The organism is Hydrogenophaga sp. FG152 (genome assembly GCF_057809615.1).
The window spans coordinates 1-15,665 of the sequence record NZ_JBMDKH010000003.1; the positions used below are offsets into that span (position 1 = coordinate 1).

Sequence of the window (15,665 nt, forward strand, 5' to 3'; positions counted from 1 at the left end):
CCCCCCCCCCCCCCCCCCCCCCCCCCCCCCCCGCGGCGGGGGCGTGAGGTCCACCAGCGAATGGTCGGCGAACACCTCGGCCACGCGCAGGAAGCGCTGCACCTCGAACAGCCAGTCCTGCAGGCCGGCCGCGCCGCTGCCCTCGGGCTCGAGCGCGAGGTGGTCCGACAGCGCCGCGCTGTGGTGTTGCAGCGCCTCGATGAACGCACCCGGCAGTTCGGGCAGCACCGTGTGGTCCTGCGTCTGCAGGCGCGCCAGCGCGCTCCAGGGGCGCTGCAACCGGTCCATGGTCTTCTTCAGCGCGGCCGGTGCGCCCTTGCGCACGGCCTGGAAGGCGGCGGGGCGCAGCTCGGCGCTGTACATGAGCCGCGCGCGTTCGATCAGGTTGTGTGCCTCGTCCACCAGCAGGCCCACGCGCAGCCCGTCGCCCACCGTGAGCGACCAGGCGTGCGCGCTGAGGTCGAAGAAGTGGTTGAAGTCGCCCACCACCACGTCGCTCCAGCGCAGCAGGTCCTGGCCCAGGTAGTACGGGCAGACCTCGTGGCGCAGGGCGATCTCGCGCAGTGCGGCCTTGTCGAGCCAGCCCGCCTGCGCGGCGGCCTCGCGCGCGGCCGGCAGGCGGTCGTAGAAGCCGCGTGCGAGTGGGCAGGACTCGCCGTGGCAGGCCTTGTCCGGGTGCTCGCAGGCCTTGTCGCGCGCGACCAGTTCGAGCACGCGCAGCGGCTGCGCCTTCATGCGCTGCAGGGCGTGCAGCGCGAGCTGGCGCCCGGGCGTCTTGGCGGTCAGGTAGAAGAGCTTGTGCGTGCCCTGGGCGGGCGCGGCGCGCAGGGCCGCGAACAGCGTGGCCATGGTCTTGCCGATGCCCGTGGGCGCCTGCGCGAGCAGGTGGCGCCCGGCGCCGTGGCAGCGGTAGACGGCGGCGGCCAGTTCGCGTTGCCCGGGCCGGAAGCCCTCGAACGGAAAGCCCAGCGCGCGCAGCGCCTCATCGCGCGCGGCGCGGTGCGCCAGCTCGGCTCGCGCCCAGCCCGCGTAGCGCGCGCACAGCGTTTCGAAGAAGGCCTTGAGCTCCACCGCGCTGTGCCAGACGGGCAGCACCGTCTCCTGCCCGGTGTCGATGTTGAAGTAGACCAGCGCGAGTTCGATGCGCTCCAGCGCGTGTTGTTCGCACAGCATCCAGCCGTAGACCCGCGCCTGCGCCCAGTGCAGTTCGCGGTGGTTGTCGGGGATGCGCGCGGCATCGCCCCGGTGCGTCTTGATCTCCTCCAGCCGCGGCACCGCCGGGTCGAAGCCATCGGCCCGGCCCTGCACCCGCAACTCCCCGAAGCGCGCGCTCAGCGGCACCTCGCGCTGGTAGCCCGCCGCGCGCCGCGCGGTCACGGTGGCGTGGCCGGCGATGCCGTCCTGCGCGCTGGGTGAGGGCGTGAAGCGCAGGTCCAGGTCGCCCGCCTTGGCCGCGAAGGCGCACAGCACGCGCACCGCCACCGAGGCGGTGGTCGTGTCGATGGACGGTGGGTTGGCCGACATGACCCGCCATGGTACTGGATATATAGTCAGTGGATGCCTGCGATCGCCCCCGCCCTGACGCGGCGCCACCACCAGCGCCTGCGCGAGATCTACCGCTCCGCCGGCTGGCCCTGCCACGACATGCTGGAGGTGGAACTGCTCGCCGCCGGCCTGCTGGAGCGCCGGCCTTCGCCCGAGGGTTTCGAGAGCCTGCGCGTGACCGAGGCCGGCATCCAGCGGCTGGCCGAGGTGTTCAGCCAGAACAAGGCCGCGCGCACGCCGCACGAGGCCCTGGTGGAGCGCGTGGCCACGGCGATGGCGCAGGCTGGGCGGCTCAGCTGGCGCGGCCTGATGCTGCGCGTGCCGCTGCCGCGCGCGCTGCTCGGCGGCGAGCCCGCTGCGGACACCGGCGGCCCGCTGCAGGCCTGCGCTTTCGAGAGCGAGGCCAGCGCCGCGACGGCTCCCGAGCATGGCTGGTGCATGGCCTCTCCGGACGTGTTCTCGGTGCGCCACACCACCGTGGAGGCCTACCTGGAGCCCGTGGTGCACGAGATCAAGGTGAGCCGGGCCGATCTGCTGGGCGACCTGCGCAAACCCGCCAAACGCGCCGCCTACCTGGGCCTGGCCAGCGCCTGCTGGTACGTGCTGGGGCAGGACGCCAAGGGCCGCCCCATCGCCACGCCCGAGGAAGTGCCACCCGAGTGCGGCGTGATGCAGCTCGAAGGCGAGCGCCTGGTGGTGGCGCGCGAGGCGCCGCGCCGCGCGGTCGAACGCCTGCCCTTCCACGTGTGGATGGCGCTGGCGCGCAGCGGGCCGGCGGTGCGGCCGGAGGACGATCCGCAGTCGCTGCTGTGACCCGATCGGTGAAATCCCACTGGCGCGGCAGGGCCACTCTGGCGATGATGTGCGCCTGTGCTGTTTCTCGGAGACCACGATGAAAACCCTGAACGACCACCTGAGCCAGTACGCGGCCTACCACCGCGACCGCCGCAACATCGTCACGCACTTCATCGGCATTCCCATGATCGTGCTCTCGGTCGTGGTGCTGCTGGCGCGCCCGGCCTTCGACGTGGCGGGCCTGCCCCTGTCCCTGGCCACGCTGGCGGTGATCGCCGCCACGCTCTACTACCTGCGGCTGGACCTGCGCTTCGGCGTGGTGATGGGCCTGCTGCTCGCGGCCTGCCTGGCGGTGGCGCATGCCACGGCCGGCCTGTCCCCCGGCGCCTGGGCCACCTTCGGCGTGGGCCTGTTCGTGGTGGGCTGGGTGATCCAGTTCGTCGGCCACATCTTCGAAGGCCGCAAGCCGGCCTTCGTGGACGACGTCATGGGGCTGATCATCGGCCCGCTGTTCGTGGTGGCCGAGCTCGCCTTCCTGATGGGCCTGCGCCGCGAGGTGGAGGCGGTGGTCGAGTCGCGCGCGGGCCCGGTGCACGGCGGCCGCGAGCTCGCCAAGTGATCCGGCCCGAGTCGCCCGGCGACGTCGAAGCCATCCACGCCCTGACGGCGGCGGCCTTCCAGCGCGCGCCGCACACCAGCCACACCGAGCACCTCATCGTCGACGCCCTGCGCGCCGCGGGGCAGCTCGCCGTGTCGCTGGTCGATGAGCGGCAGGGCGCCGTGGTGGGCCATGTGGCGGTGTCGCCGGTGACGGTGTCGGACGGCACACGGCACTGGTTCGGCCTGGGCCCGATCTCGGTGCTGCCCGGTTACCAGGGGCTGGGCGTGGGCAGCGGGCTCATGCGCGCGGCCCTGCAGCGCCTGCGCGAGCAGGGCGCGGGTGGCTGCGTGCTGCTCGGCGAACCGGCCTTCTACGGCCGCTTCGGTTTTCGCGCCGTGCCCACGCTGCTGCTGCCGGGCGTGCCACCCGAGTATTTCCAGGCCCTGGCCTTCAACGGGCGGGTGCCGCACGGCGAGGTGAGCTACCACGAGGCCTTCGACGTGCGGCCGCCGGAAGCCGAAAACCACACGCGCTGACGGGCTGATCAGCGCGCGGCGGCGCTGAAGTTGTTTTCATGTAACTATTCAAGTTACATGAAACTCGACAGCAAGCTCTCGTCCATCCTTCACCTGCTGCTGCACATGGCGCAGAGCGAGCGGCCCATGACCTCCGAGGCCCTGGCCGCCTGCCTGCAGGGCAGCAGCCCGGTGGTGGTGCGCCGCACCCTCGCCGGCCTGCGCGAGGCCGGCTTCGTGAGCTCCGAACGGGGCCACGGCGGCGGCTGGGTGCTGGCCTGCAACCTCAAGACCGTGACCCTGCGCGACGTGTACGACGCGGTCGGCGCACCCACCGTGTTCGCCATCGGCCACCGCTCGGACAACCCCGCGTGCCTGGTGGAGCAGGCGGTCAACCAGGCGCTGTCGGGTGCGCTGCAGGAGGCCCAGGCGCTGCTGGTGCAGCGACTGGGCCGCGTGACGCTGGCCGACCTCGCGGCCGATTTCAACCGCCGTTTCGACGCCCACCCCCATGCCAGGAGCCACCATGCTCACCACCACCTCCCCGAATGACGCCATCGTGATCGGCGGCAGCTACGCCGGTCTGTCCGCCGCCCTGCAGCTCGCGCGGGCGCGCCGCCGGGTGCTCGTGATCGACGCCGGCCTGCGCCGCAACCGCTTCGCCAGCGCTTCGCACGGCTTCCTGGGCCAGGACGGCCGCGCGCCCGGCGACATCGCCGCCGAGGGCAAGGCCCAGTTGCTCGCCTACCCCAATGTGCGCTGGCTGGACGGCACCGTGGCGCGCGCCGAGGCGCAGGGCGAGGGTTTTGGCGTGGCGCTCGACGGCGGCCACACCGAGCAGGCCCGCACCCTGGTGATCGCCACCGGTGTGGTGGACGAGCTGCCCGCCATCGAAGGCCTGGCCGAGCGTTGGGGTCGAGGCGTCTTCCACTGTCCGTACTGCCACGGCTACGAGCTCGACAACGGGCGCATCGGCGTGCTGGCGGTCAGCGAGATGTCCATGCACCACGCGCTGATGTTGCCGGACTGGGGCTCGACCACGTTGTTCCTCAACGAAGCCTTCGTGCCCGACGATGCGCAGCGCGCCGCGCTGGCCGCGCGCGGTGTCGCGGTGGAAACCGGCGCGGTGGCGCGCCTGGTGGACACCGCCACGGTGGAGCTGCGCGATGGCCGCCGCTTCGCCCTGGACGGCCTGTTCACCATGGCGCGCACGCACATGGCCAGCCCGGTGGCGGCGCAGCTGGGCTGCGCCATGGACGAAGGCCCCACGGGTGCCTTCATCCGCACCGACGCGATGCAGGGCACCAGCGTGCCCGGCGTGTTCGCCTGCGGCGATGCCGCGCGCGCGGCCGGCAACGTGGCGATCTCGGTGGGCGCGGGCGCCATGGCCGGGGCCAGCGCGCACCGCACCCTGATGTTCGGCTGATTCGCACGAGATGACACCCTCCAGGGGCATCGAGGGTCCGGCTCCGCCGGCCCAAGATGCCGTCCCCCTCCCAGCCGAAGGCGCCAGAGAGGGGGACGCCGCGAAGCGGCGCAGGGGGTGCTTTACCTCCCGGGCTGCAGGCGCGTCACCCGCACCTGCACGAACGCCTCTTCGGTGGCCGCGTAGTCCCATTGCTCAATCGCGCAGGCGCGCTCGGCCGCATGCCAGCGCACCAGGTTCACCGAGTTGGGTGCGCCAGGGCGCACGCGGTGCGAGACGGCGGTGCCGGCCTGCACCGCCCACATCGGCCGCGCCAGGCCAGGCAGGGGCATCACATAGGGCAGGTGGATGTGGCCGCCCATCACCAGGTCGGCCCCAGCAGCGGCCCAGGCGTGCTGCGCGGCAGCGTGGCCGATCAGGCGGTCGGGTTCGTCCTGCGGGCGCTGCACGTCAATCGGCTGGTGCACCACCACCACGCGCAACTGGGCCGGCGTGGCCTCGGCCAGCCGCGCCGCCACGCGCGCGACCTGCGCCGCCGACACCTCACCGTTCTTGTGCCGGTGGGCGCGCGTGGTGTTCACGGCCAGCACCATGAGCCCGGTGGAGCTGAACTGCGGTTCGAGTTCGTCGCCGAAGGCCGCGCGGTGGCCCGCGTAGGGCCGCACCAGCCGGGCCCAGCCGTTGAACAGCGGGATGTCGTGGTTGCCCGGGATCACCAGCCGGGGCGCGCCCAGCTGGTCCATGAAGCGGCGCGCGGCCTCGAACTGGGGCGCGCGGGCGCGCTGGGTGATGTCGCCCGAGAGCACCACGAGGTCCGGCCGCAGCCGCTGGGCCAGCTGCACCAGGGCCCGCACCACCGGCGCCCGCTCGGTGCCGAAGTGGGGGTCCGAGACCTGCAGGATCGCGCTCAAGCGGGGGCCTCGCGGTCGGCGGGTGCCGGTTTGAGGAGGAACAGGGGCACCGGCAGCACGCGCACATCCAGCGGCGCCTTCATGCGCAGGACTTCCCCATCGACCGCGACCTTCAGGCGACGCGCGCCCGCCACCGACGGCGCGCGCACCACCATCTGCTGGAATTCGAAGTGCTCGATGTCGTCGGCCTCGCCAAGCGTGCCCATGGCGCCTTGCCACATCAGGCGCAGCAGGGCCAGGGTGCCGATGGGTTTGAGCATCACCGCCGTGACGCGGCCGTTGTCTCGCGCGCCGTCGGGGCGCTGGCCTTGCACCACGCCCACCTGCTCCAGCTGCAGGCGGTTGTTGCCCACGAACAAGGTGAGTGTCTTCACCTCGCGCTGCGCGCCGTCCAGGCCGATGCGCAGTTTCAGGCGCCGCTGCGCGCGAAACAGGGTGGCGAAGGCCGCCCAGATCGCCACCCACTGGCTGCGCCCGAATCGGTTCTTCCAGACCTCGCGGTCCTCCAGCAGGTCGGGGTACAGGCCCAGGCTCGCGTTGACCAGGAAGATGTGCTCGTTGACGGCGGCCACCTGCACCGGCTCGGGCCGCGCGCCCAGCAGTTGCGCCATGGCATCGGCCACGTCGGTGGCGATGCCGTGCGTGCGCGCGAAATAGTTGAAGGTGCCGCGCGGGATCACGCCCAGGGCGCAGCCGGCGGCGTGGGCGGCCTGGGCCACGGTGTTGATGGTGCCGTCGCCACCCACGGCCACGATGGCGGCGTTCGTTTCGCGCGCCTGTCGCGCCAGTTCGGCCGTGCGGCGCGGCAGGTCGGCCGGTTCGCACACGTGCAGCTGGCCGGGCCGGCCCGAGGCGCGCAGCGCGGCCTCGATGGTCGCTCGCGTGCCGTCGCCGTCCTGGCTGCCGGAGCGGCTGTTGATGACGAAGTGCAGCGTCGAGGCCGGATCGAAAGGGGGGGCTTCGGGCATGGATGGCCAAGGGATGGGATCGGTCCAGTGTAGCGGCGCTGGTTGAAAACCCCATGGCACAAGCCGGTCCGGCTGGCGATGATGGTGGGCATGAACGCGCCGCTGCCCACCTCCCCCGCCGCCCAACTGTTCGACCGCGTGAAGGCCGCGCTGAGCGGTGAACACCGCCAGCGCCTGCCCGGCAACTGGTCGCCCGTGGCGCGCTACCTCGACCCCGCGCGCCACCAGCGCGAACTCGCCGCGCTGCGCCGGCTGCCGCAGGCGGTGGCCGACGCGGCCGCGCTGCAGGCGAGCGGCGACTGGCTGGCGCGTTCGGTGCATGGGGTGCCGGTGCTGCTCACCCGCCGTGCCGACGGGCAGCTGCGCGCCTTCATCAACGTGTGCCGCCACCGGGGCGCGGCGCTGGTGCCCGAAGGTGCCTGTGGCCAGGGGCGCGAGCGCTTCGTGTGCCCGTACCACAGCTGGACCTACGGCAGCGACGGCGCCTGCGTCGGCCGCCCGCACGACCGCGACTTTCCCCACGCGCCCAAGGCCAGCTCCGGCCTGGTCGAGCTGCCCTGCGCGCAGCGCTTCGGCCTGGTCTGGGTGGTGGCGACGGCCTTGCCCGCGTTCGACTGGGCCGCGTACTTCGGCCCCTTGGGCGAGGAGATCGACGGCCTGGGCTTCGACGCCGCTGCGCGCGTGCAGCGCCACCGCCATTTCACCCAGGCCTCGAACTGGAAGCTGGTGCTCGACGCCAACCTGGAGAGTTACCACTTCGCCTACGCCCACCGCGAGACCATCGCCTACCTGTTCCACGACAACGTGGTGGTGCACGACCAGCTGGGCGACCACCAGCGCATCGTGCTGCCCAAGCGCAGCTTCGAGGATTTGAGCGAACCGCCCGCCACGCTGGAAGGCTTTGCGAAGACGATCAACACCATCTACTTCCTGTTTCCCTCCACCCTGCTGCTCTGGGAGGGCGACCACATCAACGCCTTCGCGCTCTCGCCCACCGACGCCGCCACCACGCAGGTGGATGGCTGGCTCATCGCGCCGCGCCAGCACCTGGCCACCCGCAGCGACAGCTACTGGCAGCGCAACTTCGACATGTTCTGGACCGCGATCGACGAGGACTTCGCGCTCGCGGCCAGCATGCAGCGTGGGCTGGACAGCGGGGCGAACCAGGCCCTGTGTTTTGGCGAGAACGAGTTCGCCTGCGAGGCCTTCCACGCCTCGGTGCAGCGCATGGCGGGCGAGGGCGCTTAGCATCGCGCCTGTCACAAAACCGGGCGCTCGCCCGTCTGGCAGGTCATGAACGATCCCACCACCACCTTCCACCGCCTGCGCCCCCGGCTGCAGGGCATCGCCTACCGCATGCTGGGCTCGCCAGCCGAAGCCGAGGAGGTGGTGCAGGACGCCTGGCTGCGCTGGCACGAGGCCGCGCACGCCGATCTGGACAGCAGCGAGGCCTGGCTGGTGACCGTGACCACGCGCCTGGCGATCGACCGCCTGCGCAGCGCCAAGGTGCAGCGCGAGCACTACATCGGCACCTGGCTGCCCGAGCCGCTGCTGGCCGATGCGCCGGTGACGCCCGAACAGCTGCTGGAGCGCGCCGACGACGTGTCGGTGGCTTTTCTCGCCATGCTGGAGCGGCTCGCACCCGAGGCGCGCGCGGCCTTTCTGCTGCGCGAGGTGTTCGACGCCGACTACGGCGAGGTGGCCGAGGCCCTGGGCAAGACCGAGAGCGCCTGCCGCCAGATCGTGCACCGCGCCAAGGCGCAGCTGCAGGACGACCGGCCGCGCCACATCGTGCCGCGCGAGGCCCAGCTGCGCCTGCTGCGCGGCTTTGCCGATGCGGCCGCCACCGGGCAGTTTCACCGGCTGCAGTCGCTGCTGGCCGAGGACGCGCAACTGATCGGCGACGGCGGCGGCAAGGTGCCCAGCTTCGGCGTGCCGCTGGTGGGCGGGCGGCGCATCGCGCAGCTCTACTACGCCACGCACCGGCGCTTCGGCGAAGGCGTGCGCTTCGAGGTCGTGGTGCTCAACGGGCAGTGGGGCCTGCTGCGTTTCATCCGGGGCGGGCTGGAGTCGGCGCAGTCGTTCGTGACCGACGGCGAGCGCATCCTGCGCCTGCATGTGCAACGCAACCCCGACAAGCTCGCGCGCATCGCCGTCGCGCTGGGCCGCGACCTAGGGCCTGTTGACCCTATTTTTCCAAATGCGAATGGGTTGAAAACAGCGCCAATCGAGGCGCGCGACGACGGCCAGACTGGGGGTCTGGCCTAGGAGTGCAACGAAGAGTGGCGCTGTTTTCAACCCATTCCCTTCGGGTTGCGGCCAAAAAGGCCCTGCGCTGCGTTGCGAAGCCTCGCCGGGCCACCGGCCCGTCTGCGTTTCGCGCCTTGCGCAGGGCCTTTTTGATCCGCAACGCATCTTGGAAAAATAGGGTGAACAGGCCCTACCTGTCACAAACCCGAGGCCTTGACCGTCTTCAGAGGTGTGTTCCCCAACCCTCTGAAAGACGAAGCATGAAATCACCCCGACTCCCCTGGACCGAGATCGCACCCAAGGCCTACCAGGCCATGGCTGCCGTCGGTGCCACCACCGCCGGCTCCTCGCTCGGCACGATCCTGATCGAACTCGTGAAGACGCGCGTTTCGCAGCTCAACGGCTGCGCCTTCTGCGTGGACATGCACGTGCGCGACCTGCGCAAGCACGGCGAGCGCTGGCAGCGCATCAACAGCCTCGTGACCTGGCGCGAGACCAGCCTGTACAGCGAGCGCGAGCGTGCGGCGCTGAACTGGGCCGAATCCCTGACCCGCCTGGCGGAGCACCACGCTGACCGCGACGCGGATTTCGCGCAGTTGCAGCACCAGCTCAGCGACCAGGAAATCGTCGAGCTGTGCTGGACCATCGCCCAGATCAATGCCTGGAACCGCATGGCCGTGGGCATGCACGCACCCGTCCCCGAGAAGGAGATCGCATGAACATCGTGGTCATCGGAGGCAGCGGCCTCATCGGAAAGCAACTCACCGCCCTGCTGCGCCAGGCCGGCCATGCGGTGACGGCGGCCTCGCCGTCGTCGGGCGTCAACGCCGTCACGGGCGAGGGCCTGAGCGAGGCCCTGGCCGGTGCGCAGGTGGTGGTGGACGTCAGCAACTCGCCATCGTTCGAGGACGAGGCAGTGATGCACTTCTTCCGCGCCTCCACCCGCAACCTGCTGGACGTCAGCGCGCGCGCCGGCGTGGGGCACTTCGTCGCCCTGTCGGTGGTGGGTTCGGAGCGCGTGCCGGCGAGCGGCTATTTCCGTGCCAAGGTGGCGCAGGAAGCGCTGATCCAGGCCGGGCCGGTGCCCTACACCCTTGTGCGCGCCACCCAGTTCCACGAGTTCCTGATGCCGATCGCCCAGGCGGCCACCGAAGGCCAGACCGTGCGCCTGCCCTCGGCGCCGTTGCGGCCCATCGCGGCGAGCGACGTGGCCGTGGCGCTGGCGGACGTGGCGGTGCAGGCACCGCTCAACGGCACCTGCGAAGTGGCGGGGCCCGAAGCCGTGCCGCTGGACCAGCTCGTCCGCCAGGTGTTCCAGGCGCGCCAGGATCGGCGCGAGGTGGTGTCGGACCCCAGGGCCACGTATTTCGGTTCGCCGCTGGAGGGCAACGCCCTCATTCCCGGCCCCAACGCGCGCATCGGGAAGGTCTCTCTGGCGCAGTGGCTGGCCTCCTAGCGGGGCCCGGTGGTCGGGCCCAGCGCCCTGCGATGGCGCCGCGTGTACGCTCTCGCCCATGCACCTGATCCAGACCCTCGATGCGGGCGTGCTTGAGCTGCGCCTGAACCGGCCCGAACGCCTCAATGCCCTCACGCTCGCGCTCGCGCGCGACCTGCTGGCGGCGGTGCAGGCCGGCGTGGCCGACCCGGCAGTGCGGGTCATCCTGCTCAGCGGCGAAGGCCGCGCTTTCTGCGCCGGCAAGGACCGCGACGACCCGCCCACCCCCGCCTTCGTCGAGACCCTGCAGGCCCTGGCCTCGCTGCTCGTGCGCTGCCCCCAGCCGGTGGTGATTGCGGTGCAGGGCTGGGTGGTGGGCGCGGGGGTCGAGCTCATGCTCAACGGAGACCTTGCCGTGGCCGCGCGCGGTGCGCGCTTCGCGCTGCCCGAGGTGCAGGTGGGCCTGTTCGGCACCGGCGGCGTGGCCGCGCTGCTGCCGCGCCTGGTCGGGCTGCAGAAGGCCAAGGGCCTGCTGATGCTGGGGCAGGAGCTGGCCGCCGTGGATGCCGAGCGCTGGGGCCTGGTGTGGCAGGTGGTGGAGGACAGCGCATTGCAGGCCCAGGCGCGCGAGCTGGCGCAACAGCTCGCGCGCAGCAGCCCGGCGCTGCTGGCGGAAGTCAAGCAACTGGTGCACCGCGAGCAGCTGGGCGACTTCGGCGCGTCGCTGGCGCGCGAGACCGCCGTCCACCAGCGGTTGAACCCCTTGGCGGACGCGGTCACCGGCCCCGGCGACCAGCGGACCTGAGGCCGGCTCTGCACAATGCCGGGCATGACCACCCCGGCACCCGAACCCCGCTTCTTCCAGCCCGTTCCCCTCGACAAGGCCTACCGCCTCATCAACCACGGCCCCACCGTGCTCGTGTCCTCGGCCCACGCGGGTGAGGTCAACGTGATGTCGGCCGCCTGGGCCTGCGCGCTGGATTTTTCACCGCCCAAGGTGACGGTGGTGATCGACAAGGCCACGCGCACGCGCGCGCTGGTGGAGGGCAGCGGCACTTTTGCGCTGTGCGTGCCGTCGGTCGGCCTGGCCGCGCTCACGCTTGGCGTGGGCACCGACAGCGCACTCACCGTGCCGGACAAGCTCGCGCGCCACGGGGTGAAGACCTTCCACGCCCCCGGGCACGAGGCCGTGCCGCTGGTGGAAGGCTGCGTGGCCTGGCTGGTGTGCCGGCTGATGCCCGAACCGCACAACCAGACCACCTACGACCTGTTCATCGGCGAGGTGGTGGGTGCCTGGGCGGACGAGCGGGTGTTCCGCGCAGGGCGCTGGCACTTCGATGGCGCGCCCGATCATCTGCGCACCCTGCACTACGTGGCCGGGGGGCAGTTCTACGCAACGGGCGCGTCGCTGCAGGTGGGCAGCGGCTGAGGCCCGCAGGCCTTCGCCTCAGTAGTGCGGCGGCAGCTCGTCGCGCAGGTTGCGCACGGCGGGTGCGGCGTCTGGCCCGCCCTGCTGGCGCAGGCGGCCGACCTCGCGCAGCAGCAGGTCGATCTGTTCCTGCTGGCGCGCCACCAGCTGGTTGAGCGTGTCGAGCAGGTCGTCGGCGTAGCTGGCCTTGATTTCGAGTTCGGTCAGGCGCTGCTCGGTGTCGGCGCCCAGGACGGGGACGGGGGAGGTCGTGGTCATGCCCCTATTGGACGACAAGAACGGGAAGGACAGGGCCGTGGCGCAAAAGCCACTGTGTGTCATCGCACAGACGTTGGAAAGCGGGCGAGCCACCCTCGAAGGCATCCAAGCGCCTTGTGCGCACCCCACCTGGAGGAGCCCCATGGCCGATGTCCGCCCGTTCACCGAAACGCCCGTCTCAACCTGGTTCAACGACACTGTGGTCGAACTGCCTGCACCGCCGCAACAGGCTGATGGCATGCCACCGTGCCATTGGATGGCCACCGCCTCGGCCTTCGCCGACACCGGCGGCCTGATCAGCGGCGACGAACTGGCCACGCGCATCCGGGAGCAGTGCCTGCTGGACACGAGCCTGCGGGTGAGCGAGCCGGTGTCGCTCGTGGCCCGCTGGATCGTGTCGCGCTCGGTGGTGTCGATCGACAGCCCGTGGGGCCACCTGCTGCCCATGTTCCAGTTCGATCTGCCGCGCGCCTCGCTGCAACCCGGGGTGGCCGTCGTGCTGGCGGAACTGCGCGATGTGCTGGAAGGCGCGGAGCTGGCGCTGTGGTTCGTGACCCCCAACGAATGGCTGCACGGCGAGCGGCCGGCCCTGGCCATGCAGACCACCCTGCAGGCCGTGCGGTACGCCGCCCGCGCCGACCGCTACGTGGCGCTCGGCGGCTGAGCCTGACCGCATTTGGTGCCCGCGTGCGGCCGGTATGTGCCCCCGGCATGTCGCTGCGTGCCTTGTTCCAGACCCCAGCGCATGGCCTGCGGCATTCTCGGATGTCCTCGCGCACCACCCCGCACGGGACCATCTACCAGGGGAATTCCATGGCCGACCTCTACCTGCCCACCGCCGCTCCGATGAAGCGCTGTCAGATGGCGCCGCCACCCGCCGCGAGCGAGCCGCACCGGTGGATGTCCATTGCCGCGGCGTTCGCCGACACGGGGGGACTGGTCAGCGGTGACGAGCTGGCCGACCTGATCCGGCAGCAGGCGCTGCGCGACGCCCAACTGCAGATCTCCCAGCCGGTCTCGCTGGTGGCGCGCTGGATCGTCTCGGGCATGGCGGTGGCCATGGACAGCCCCTGGGGCATCGTGCTGCCCCTGTTCCAGTTCGACCTGGAACGCGCCATGGTGCACCCGGAGGTGCCGATGGTGTGCGCGGAATTGGGGGGTGTGCTGCAGGGCCCGGAACTCGGGCTCTGGTTCGTGACCCCCAACGAATGGCTCGAAGGCGAACGGCCCGCGTTGGCCCTGCGGACCCGTCTGACGGAAGTCCGGCGCGCCGCCCGCCACGTGGCGGACAGCGCCTGACGCGGCGACCCGCCCTCAGAGGCGCGGTTCGCCGTTCTCGTTGACCAGGATGGTGCGCCCTGGAGGGGAGCTCATCTGCACGTGGTGCTGCACGCCACGGAAGGTGTAGCTCACGTCCCAGTACTCGGGCGCGCTGTCGCTGCTCACGTTGGAGCAGCGCTGCACCTCCTGCGTCTGCGGGTTGTTGCGGCCCACGTTGGAGCCCACGGCCACACCCGCCACCGCGCCACCCACGGTGGCGATGTCGCGCCCGGAACCGCCGCCGATCTGGTGGCCCAGAATGCCGCCGATGACACCGCCGACGATCGCGCCCGGCACGCTGCGCCGGCGCTCGACTTCCTCGCGCTCGATCCAGCAGCGCTGCCCACCGCCGTAGATGGCGCGCGAGGCGCTCACCGGCACCTCGTACAGGGTTTCCGACTCGCGGCGCCGGTAGTCGCGCACCACCGCCTGGCCCGGGGCGGGCGACTGGTACACCGGTGAAGGGTAGGCCTGGGAACTCACGGGCGGGCGGGAGCCGCAGCCGGCGAGGCCCAGCACAGCCACCGCTGCCAGCAGGGCATGGCGGTGAGAAACGGGGAATGGGATAGGAAAGAGGTTCATGGTCGCTCCTTGTGGGACAGGTTCATGCGGTCCAATGTGCCTCTCGCCCCGGGGGCGGGTCTGTGCGCCAGGACACCGACGTGGAGGTGGCCCTGGGCTCACTGGAAAACGGCCTGTGTGCTAAAACGGAACGCACCATGAACGACGCCCGAGTGATCGCCGTCCACCGGAGCCGCCTGCACCACTTCTCCAAGGAGCGGGTGCATGCGATCACCCTGCTCGAGGGCTTGGGCGTGCAGGGCGATGCGCACTGCGGGGCGACGGTGCAGCACCTCTCGCGCGTGGCGCGCGATCCCAGCCAGCCCAACCTGCGCCAGGTGCACCTGCTGCAGGCCGAGTTGTTTATCGCCCTGGCCCACCAGGGGCACACGGTGCACCCCGGCGATCTGGGCGAGAACATCACCACCGAAGGCATCGATCTGCTGGAGCTGTCCACCGGCACCGAACTGCAGCTGGGGGCCCAGGCGCGGGTGCGCATTACCGGTTTGCGCAACCCCTGCGTGCAGATCGATCGTTTCCAGCCCGGCCTGCTGGCCGCAGTGCTCGGCCACACGGCCGATGGGGAGCTGGTGCGCAAGGCCGGGGTGATGGCGGTGGTGCTGCACGGCGGCGAGGTCTCCGCGCAGGACCGCATCCGGGTGCTGCGGGCCACCGTCCCGCACGTGCCGCTGCGACCGGTCTAGTTCAGGCGTCTGTGTCGCGCGCCAGCGCGGCCGTCCATTCGGCCACCGCCGCGTCCAGATCGGGCGCGGCCATGAGGGCGCGCACCACCCCCACCGAACGCACGCCACTCTTCAGCACCTCGGGCAGGTTGCCGAGGTCGATGCCGCCGATCGCCATGTGCGTGACCCCGCGCAGCAGGGGCGCGTAGGCGCGCAGGCGGCCCGTGCCCTGGGGTGCGGTGGCCATCTGCTTGAGCGTGGTGGGAAACACCGCGCCCATGGCGATGTAGCTCGGGTTGTGGCGGTCGGCGATCAGCATCTCGGCGTAGCCGTGCGTGCTCAGGCCCAGGCGCAGGCCGGCGCGCCGGATGGCCGCCAGGTCTTCGGGGGCCATGGCCTGCAGGTCTTCCTGGCCCAGGTGAACGCCATAAGCGCCAGCCTCGATGGCCTCCTGCCAGTGGTCGTTGATGAACAGCAGCGCGCCCGTGCCCTGCACGCCGGCCACGGCGGCGCGGATCTCGGCGCGGATGGCTTGCGCGTCGCCGGACTTGAAGCGCAACTGCACCGTGGGCACGCCTGCGCGCGCCATGCGCACCGTCCAGTCCGCATCGGGCATCACGGCGTAGAGACCGAGCTCGGGTGGGCAGGCCGCGAAGGCGTGCTCGCGCGGGAAGGGCGCCATGTCGAAGTCGGCCGGCTCGTCGGGCCAATGGGAGGCGTCGAAAAGGCCGGTGCGCCGCGTGCGGGTGGACCAGGCGCGCGCCACGCAGACGGCGTCGATGTCGATGAAGCCGAGTTCGTGCGCGGCCTGCAGCGCGGCGACGAACACCGGGTCGTCGGAGGCGGGCGCGGGCGGCACGGCATGCGGGGCCAGGGGCAGGGCCAGCGTGGCGCGGTGGGCGTCCACGATGGCCTGGACCATCGCTTCGGTGGAGGTGATCGTGGTGCTCATGTGAAATCTCCGTGCA

Annotated in this window: 20 protein-coding genes; 14 read left to right on the forward strand and 6 right to left on the reverse strand. The window is 71.4% G+C overall.

The annotated features are described in order from the left end of the window. The coding region (locus tag ACODTB_RS04840; protein ID WP_488929130.1) for a DEAD/DEAH box helicase at positions 1–1,524 on the reverse strand (1,524 nt) is incomplete at its 3' end. A gap of 33 nt (positions 1,525–1,557) precedes the next feature. On the opposite strand from ACODTB_RS04840, the gene ACODTB_RS04845 reads away from it, so the two are divergent. From ACODTB_RS04845 to ACODTB_RS04865, 5 genes are all read left to right on the forward strand, one after another. After that, positions 1,558–2,358, forward strand: coding sequence for a hypothetical protein (locus ACODTB_RS04845; protein ID WP_291121283.1), 801 nt, complete (start codon positions 1,558–1,560; stop codon positions 2,356–2,358). Between the two features lie 79 nt (positions 2,359–2,437). Further along, the gene (locus ACODTB_RS04850; RefSeq protein WP_291121281.1) at positions 2,438–2,959 is read left to right on the forward strand and encodes an Mpo1 family 2-hydroxy fatty acid dioxygenase; all 522 of its coding nucleotides are present in this window, start codon (positions 2,438–2,440) and stop codon (positions 2,957–2,959) included. Continuing rightward, entirely contained in the window at positions 2,956–3,477 is a 522-nt protein-coding gene (locus tag ACODTB_RS04855) for a GNAT family N-acetyltransferase (protein WP_291121279.1), read from the forward strand. The genes ACODTB_RS04850 and ACODTB_RS04855 overlap by 4 nt, the downstream gene beginning before the upstream one ends. 57 nt (positions 3,478–3,534) lie before the next feature. Continuing rightward, entirely contained in the window at positions 3,535–4,008 is a 474-nt protein-coding gene (locus ACODTB_RS04860; RefSeq protein WP_291121277.1) for an Rrf2 family transcriptional regulator, read from the forward strand. Further along, positions 3,983–4,882, forward strand: a complete 900-nt coding sequence (locus tag ACODTB_RS04865) for an NAD(P)/FAD-dependent oxidoreductase (RefSeq protein WP_291121275.1) — start codon at positions 3,983–3,985, stop codon at positions 4,880–4,882. The genes ACODTB_RS04860 and ACODTB_RS04865 overlap by 26 nt, the downstream gene beginning before the upstream one ends. A gap of 122 nt (positions 4,883–5,004) precedes the next feature. Here ACODTB_RS04865 and ACODTB_RS04870 read toward each other — a convergent pair whose 3' ends face one another. Both ACODTB_RS04870 and ACODTB_RS04875 read right to left on the reverse strand, forming a co-directional pair. Then, positions 5,005–5,793 (reverse strand): metallophosphoesterase family protein, encoded by a 789-nt coding sequence (locus ACODTB_RS04870; protein ID WP_291121273.1) that lies wholly within the window; start codon positions 5,791–5,793, stop codon positions 5,005–5,007. Continuing rightward, complete coding sequence (locus ACODTB_RS04875) at positions 5,790–6,761, reverse strand: diacylglycerol/lipid kinase family protein (RefSeq protein WP_291121271.1); 972 nt, start codon at positions 6,759–6,761, stop codon at positions 5,790–5,792. The genes ACODTB_RS04870 and ACODTB_RS04875 overlap by 4 nt, the downstream gene beginning before the upstream one ends. Positions 6,762–6,851: 90 nt before the next feature. Here ACODTB_RS04875 and ACODTB_RS04880 point away from each other — a divergent pair, with 90 nt between their 5' ends. The 6 genes from ACODTB_RS04880 (at position 6,852) to ACODTB_RS04905 (ending at position 11,875) form a co-directional block, all read left to right on the forward strand. After that, complete coding sequence (locus ACODTB_RS04880) at positions 6,852–8,009, forward strand: aromatic ring-hydroxylating oxygenase subunit alpha (RefSeq protein ID WP_291121269.1); 1,158 nt, start codon at positions 6,852–6,854, stop codon at positions 8,007–8,009. Positions 8,010–8,054: 45 nt separating this feature from the next. Next, positions 8,055–9,029: an RNA polymerase sigma-70 factor gene (locus tag ACODTB_RS04885; RefSeq protein WP_291121267.1), complete on the forward strand. Its 975-nt coding sequence runs from the start codon at positions 8,055–8,057 to the stop codon at positions 9,027–9,029. Positions 9,030–9,271: 242 nt separating this feature from the next. Further along, positions 9,272–9,730 carry a carboxymuconolactone decarboxylase family protein gene (locus tag ACODTB_RS04890; RefSeq protein WP_291121265.1) on the forward strand — a complete coding sequence of 153 codons (459 nt, stop codon included), beginning with the start codon at positions 9,272–9,274 and terminating at the stop codon, positions 9,728–9,730. Then, positions 9,727–10,467, forward strand: coding sequence for an SDR family oxidoreductase (locus tag ACODTB_RS04895; RefSeq protein ID WP_291121263.1), 741 nt, complete (start codon positions 9,727–9,729; stop codon positions 10,465–10,467). The genes ACODTB_RS04890 and ACODTB_RS04895 overlap by 4 nt, the downstream gene beginning before the upstream one ends. A gap of 58 nt (positions 10,468–10,525) precedes the next feature. Beyond that, a complete protein-coding gene (locus ACODTB_RS04900; protein ID WP_291121261.1) occupies positions 10,526–11,251 on the forward strand; it encodes an enoyl-CoA hydratase/isomerase family protein in 726 nt (241 codons plus the stop codon). Positions 11,252–11,275: 24 nt separating this feature from the next. Continuing rightward, positions 11,276–11,875, forward strand: coding sequence for a flavin reductase family protein (locus tag ACODTB_RS04905; RefSeq protein ID WP_291121259.1), 600 nt, complete (start codon positions 11,276–11,278; stop codon positions 11,873–11,875). An 18-nt stretch (positions 11,876–11,893) separates the two neighbouring features. Here the strand turns inward: ACODTB_RS04905 and ACODTB_RS04910 are convergent, their stop codons facing one another. After that, positions 11,894–12,133 (reverse strand): SlyX family protein, encoded by a 240-nt coding sequence (locus ACODTB_RS04910; RefSeq protein WP_291121257.1) that lies wholly within the window; start codon positions 12,131–12,133, stop codon positions 11,894–11,896. Between the two features lie 142 nt (positions 12,134–12,275). Here ACODTB_RS04910 and ACODTB_RS04915 point away from each other — a divergent pair, with 142 nt between their 5' ends. Together ACODTB_RS04915 and ACODTB_RS04920 are read left to right on the forward strand one after the other, a co-directional pair. After that, positions 12,276–12,797: a hypothetical protein gene (locus tag ACODTB_RS04915; RefSeq protein ID WP_291121255.1), complete on the forward strand. Its 522-nt coding sequence runs from the start codon at positions 12,276–12,278 to the stop codon at positions 12,795–12,797. A 149-nt stretch (positions 12,798–12,946) separates the two neighbouring features. Next, positions 12,947–13,432 (forward strand): hypothetical protein, encoded by a 486-nt coding sequence (locus ACODTB_RS04920; RefSeq protein WP_291121254.1) that lies wholly within the window; start codon positions 12,947–12,949, stop codon positions 13,430–13,432. Positions 13,433–13,447: 15 nt separating this feature from the next. Here the strand turns inward: ACODTB_RS04920 and ACODTB_RS04925 are convergent, their stop codons facing one another. Continuing rightward, a complete protein-coding gene (locus ACODTB_RS04925; protein ID WP_488929131.1) occupies positions 13,448–14,035 on the reverse strand; it encodes a glycine zipper 2TM domain-containing protein in 588 nt (195 codons plus the stop codon). A 137-nt stretch (positions 14,036–14,172) separates the two neighbouring features. Here ACODTB_RS04925 and ACODTB_RS04930 point away from each other — a divergent pair, with 137 nt between their 5' ends. After that, complete coding sequence (locus tag ACODTB_RS04930; protein ID WP_291121250.1) at positions 14,173–14,718, forward strand: MOSC domain-containing protein; 546 nt, start codon at positions 14,173–14,175, stop codon at positions 14,716–14,718. 1 nt (position 14,719) lies between these two features. Here ACODTB_RS04930 and ACODTB_RS04935 read toward each other — a convergent pair whose 3' ends face one another. Further along, positions 14,720–15,649, reverse strand: coding sequence for a thiamine phosphate synthase (locus ACODTB_RS04935; protein ID WP_291121248.1), 930 nt, complete (start codon positions 15,647–15,649; stop codon positions 14,720–14,722). Between the last annotated feature and the right edge of the window lie 16 nt (positions 15,650–15,665).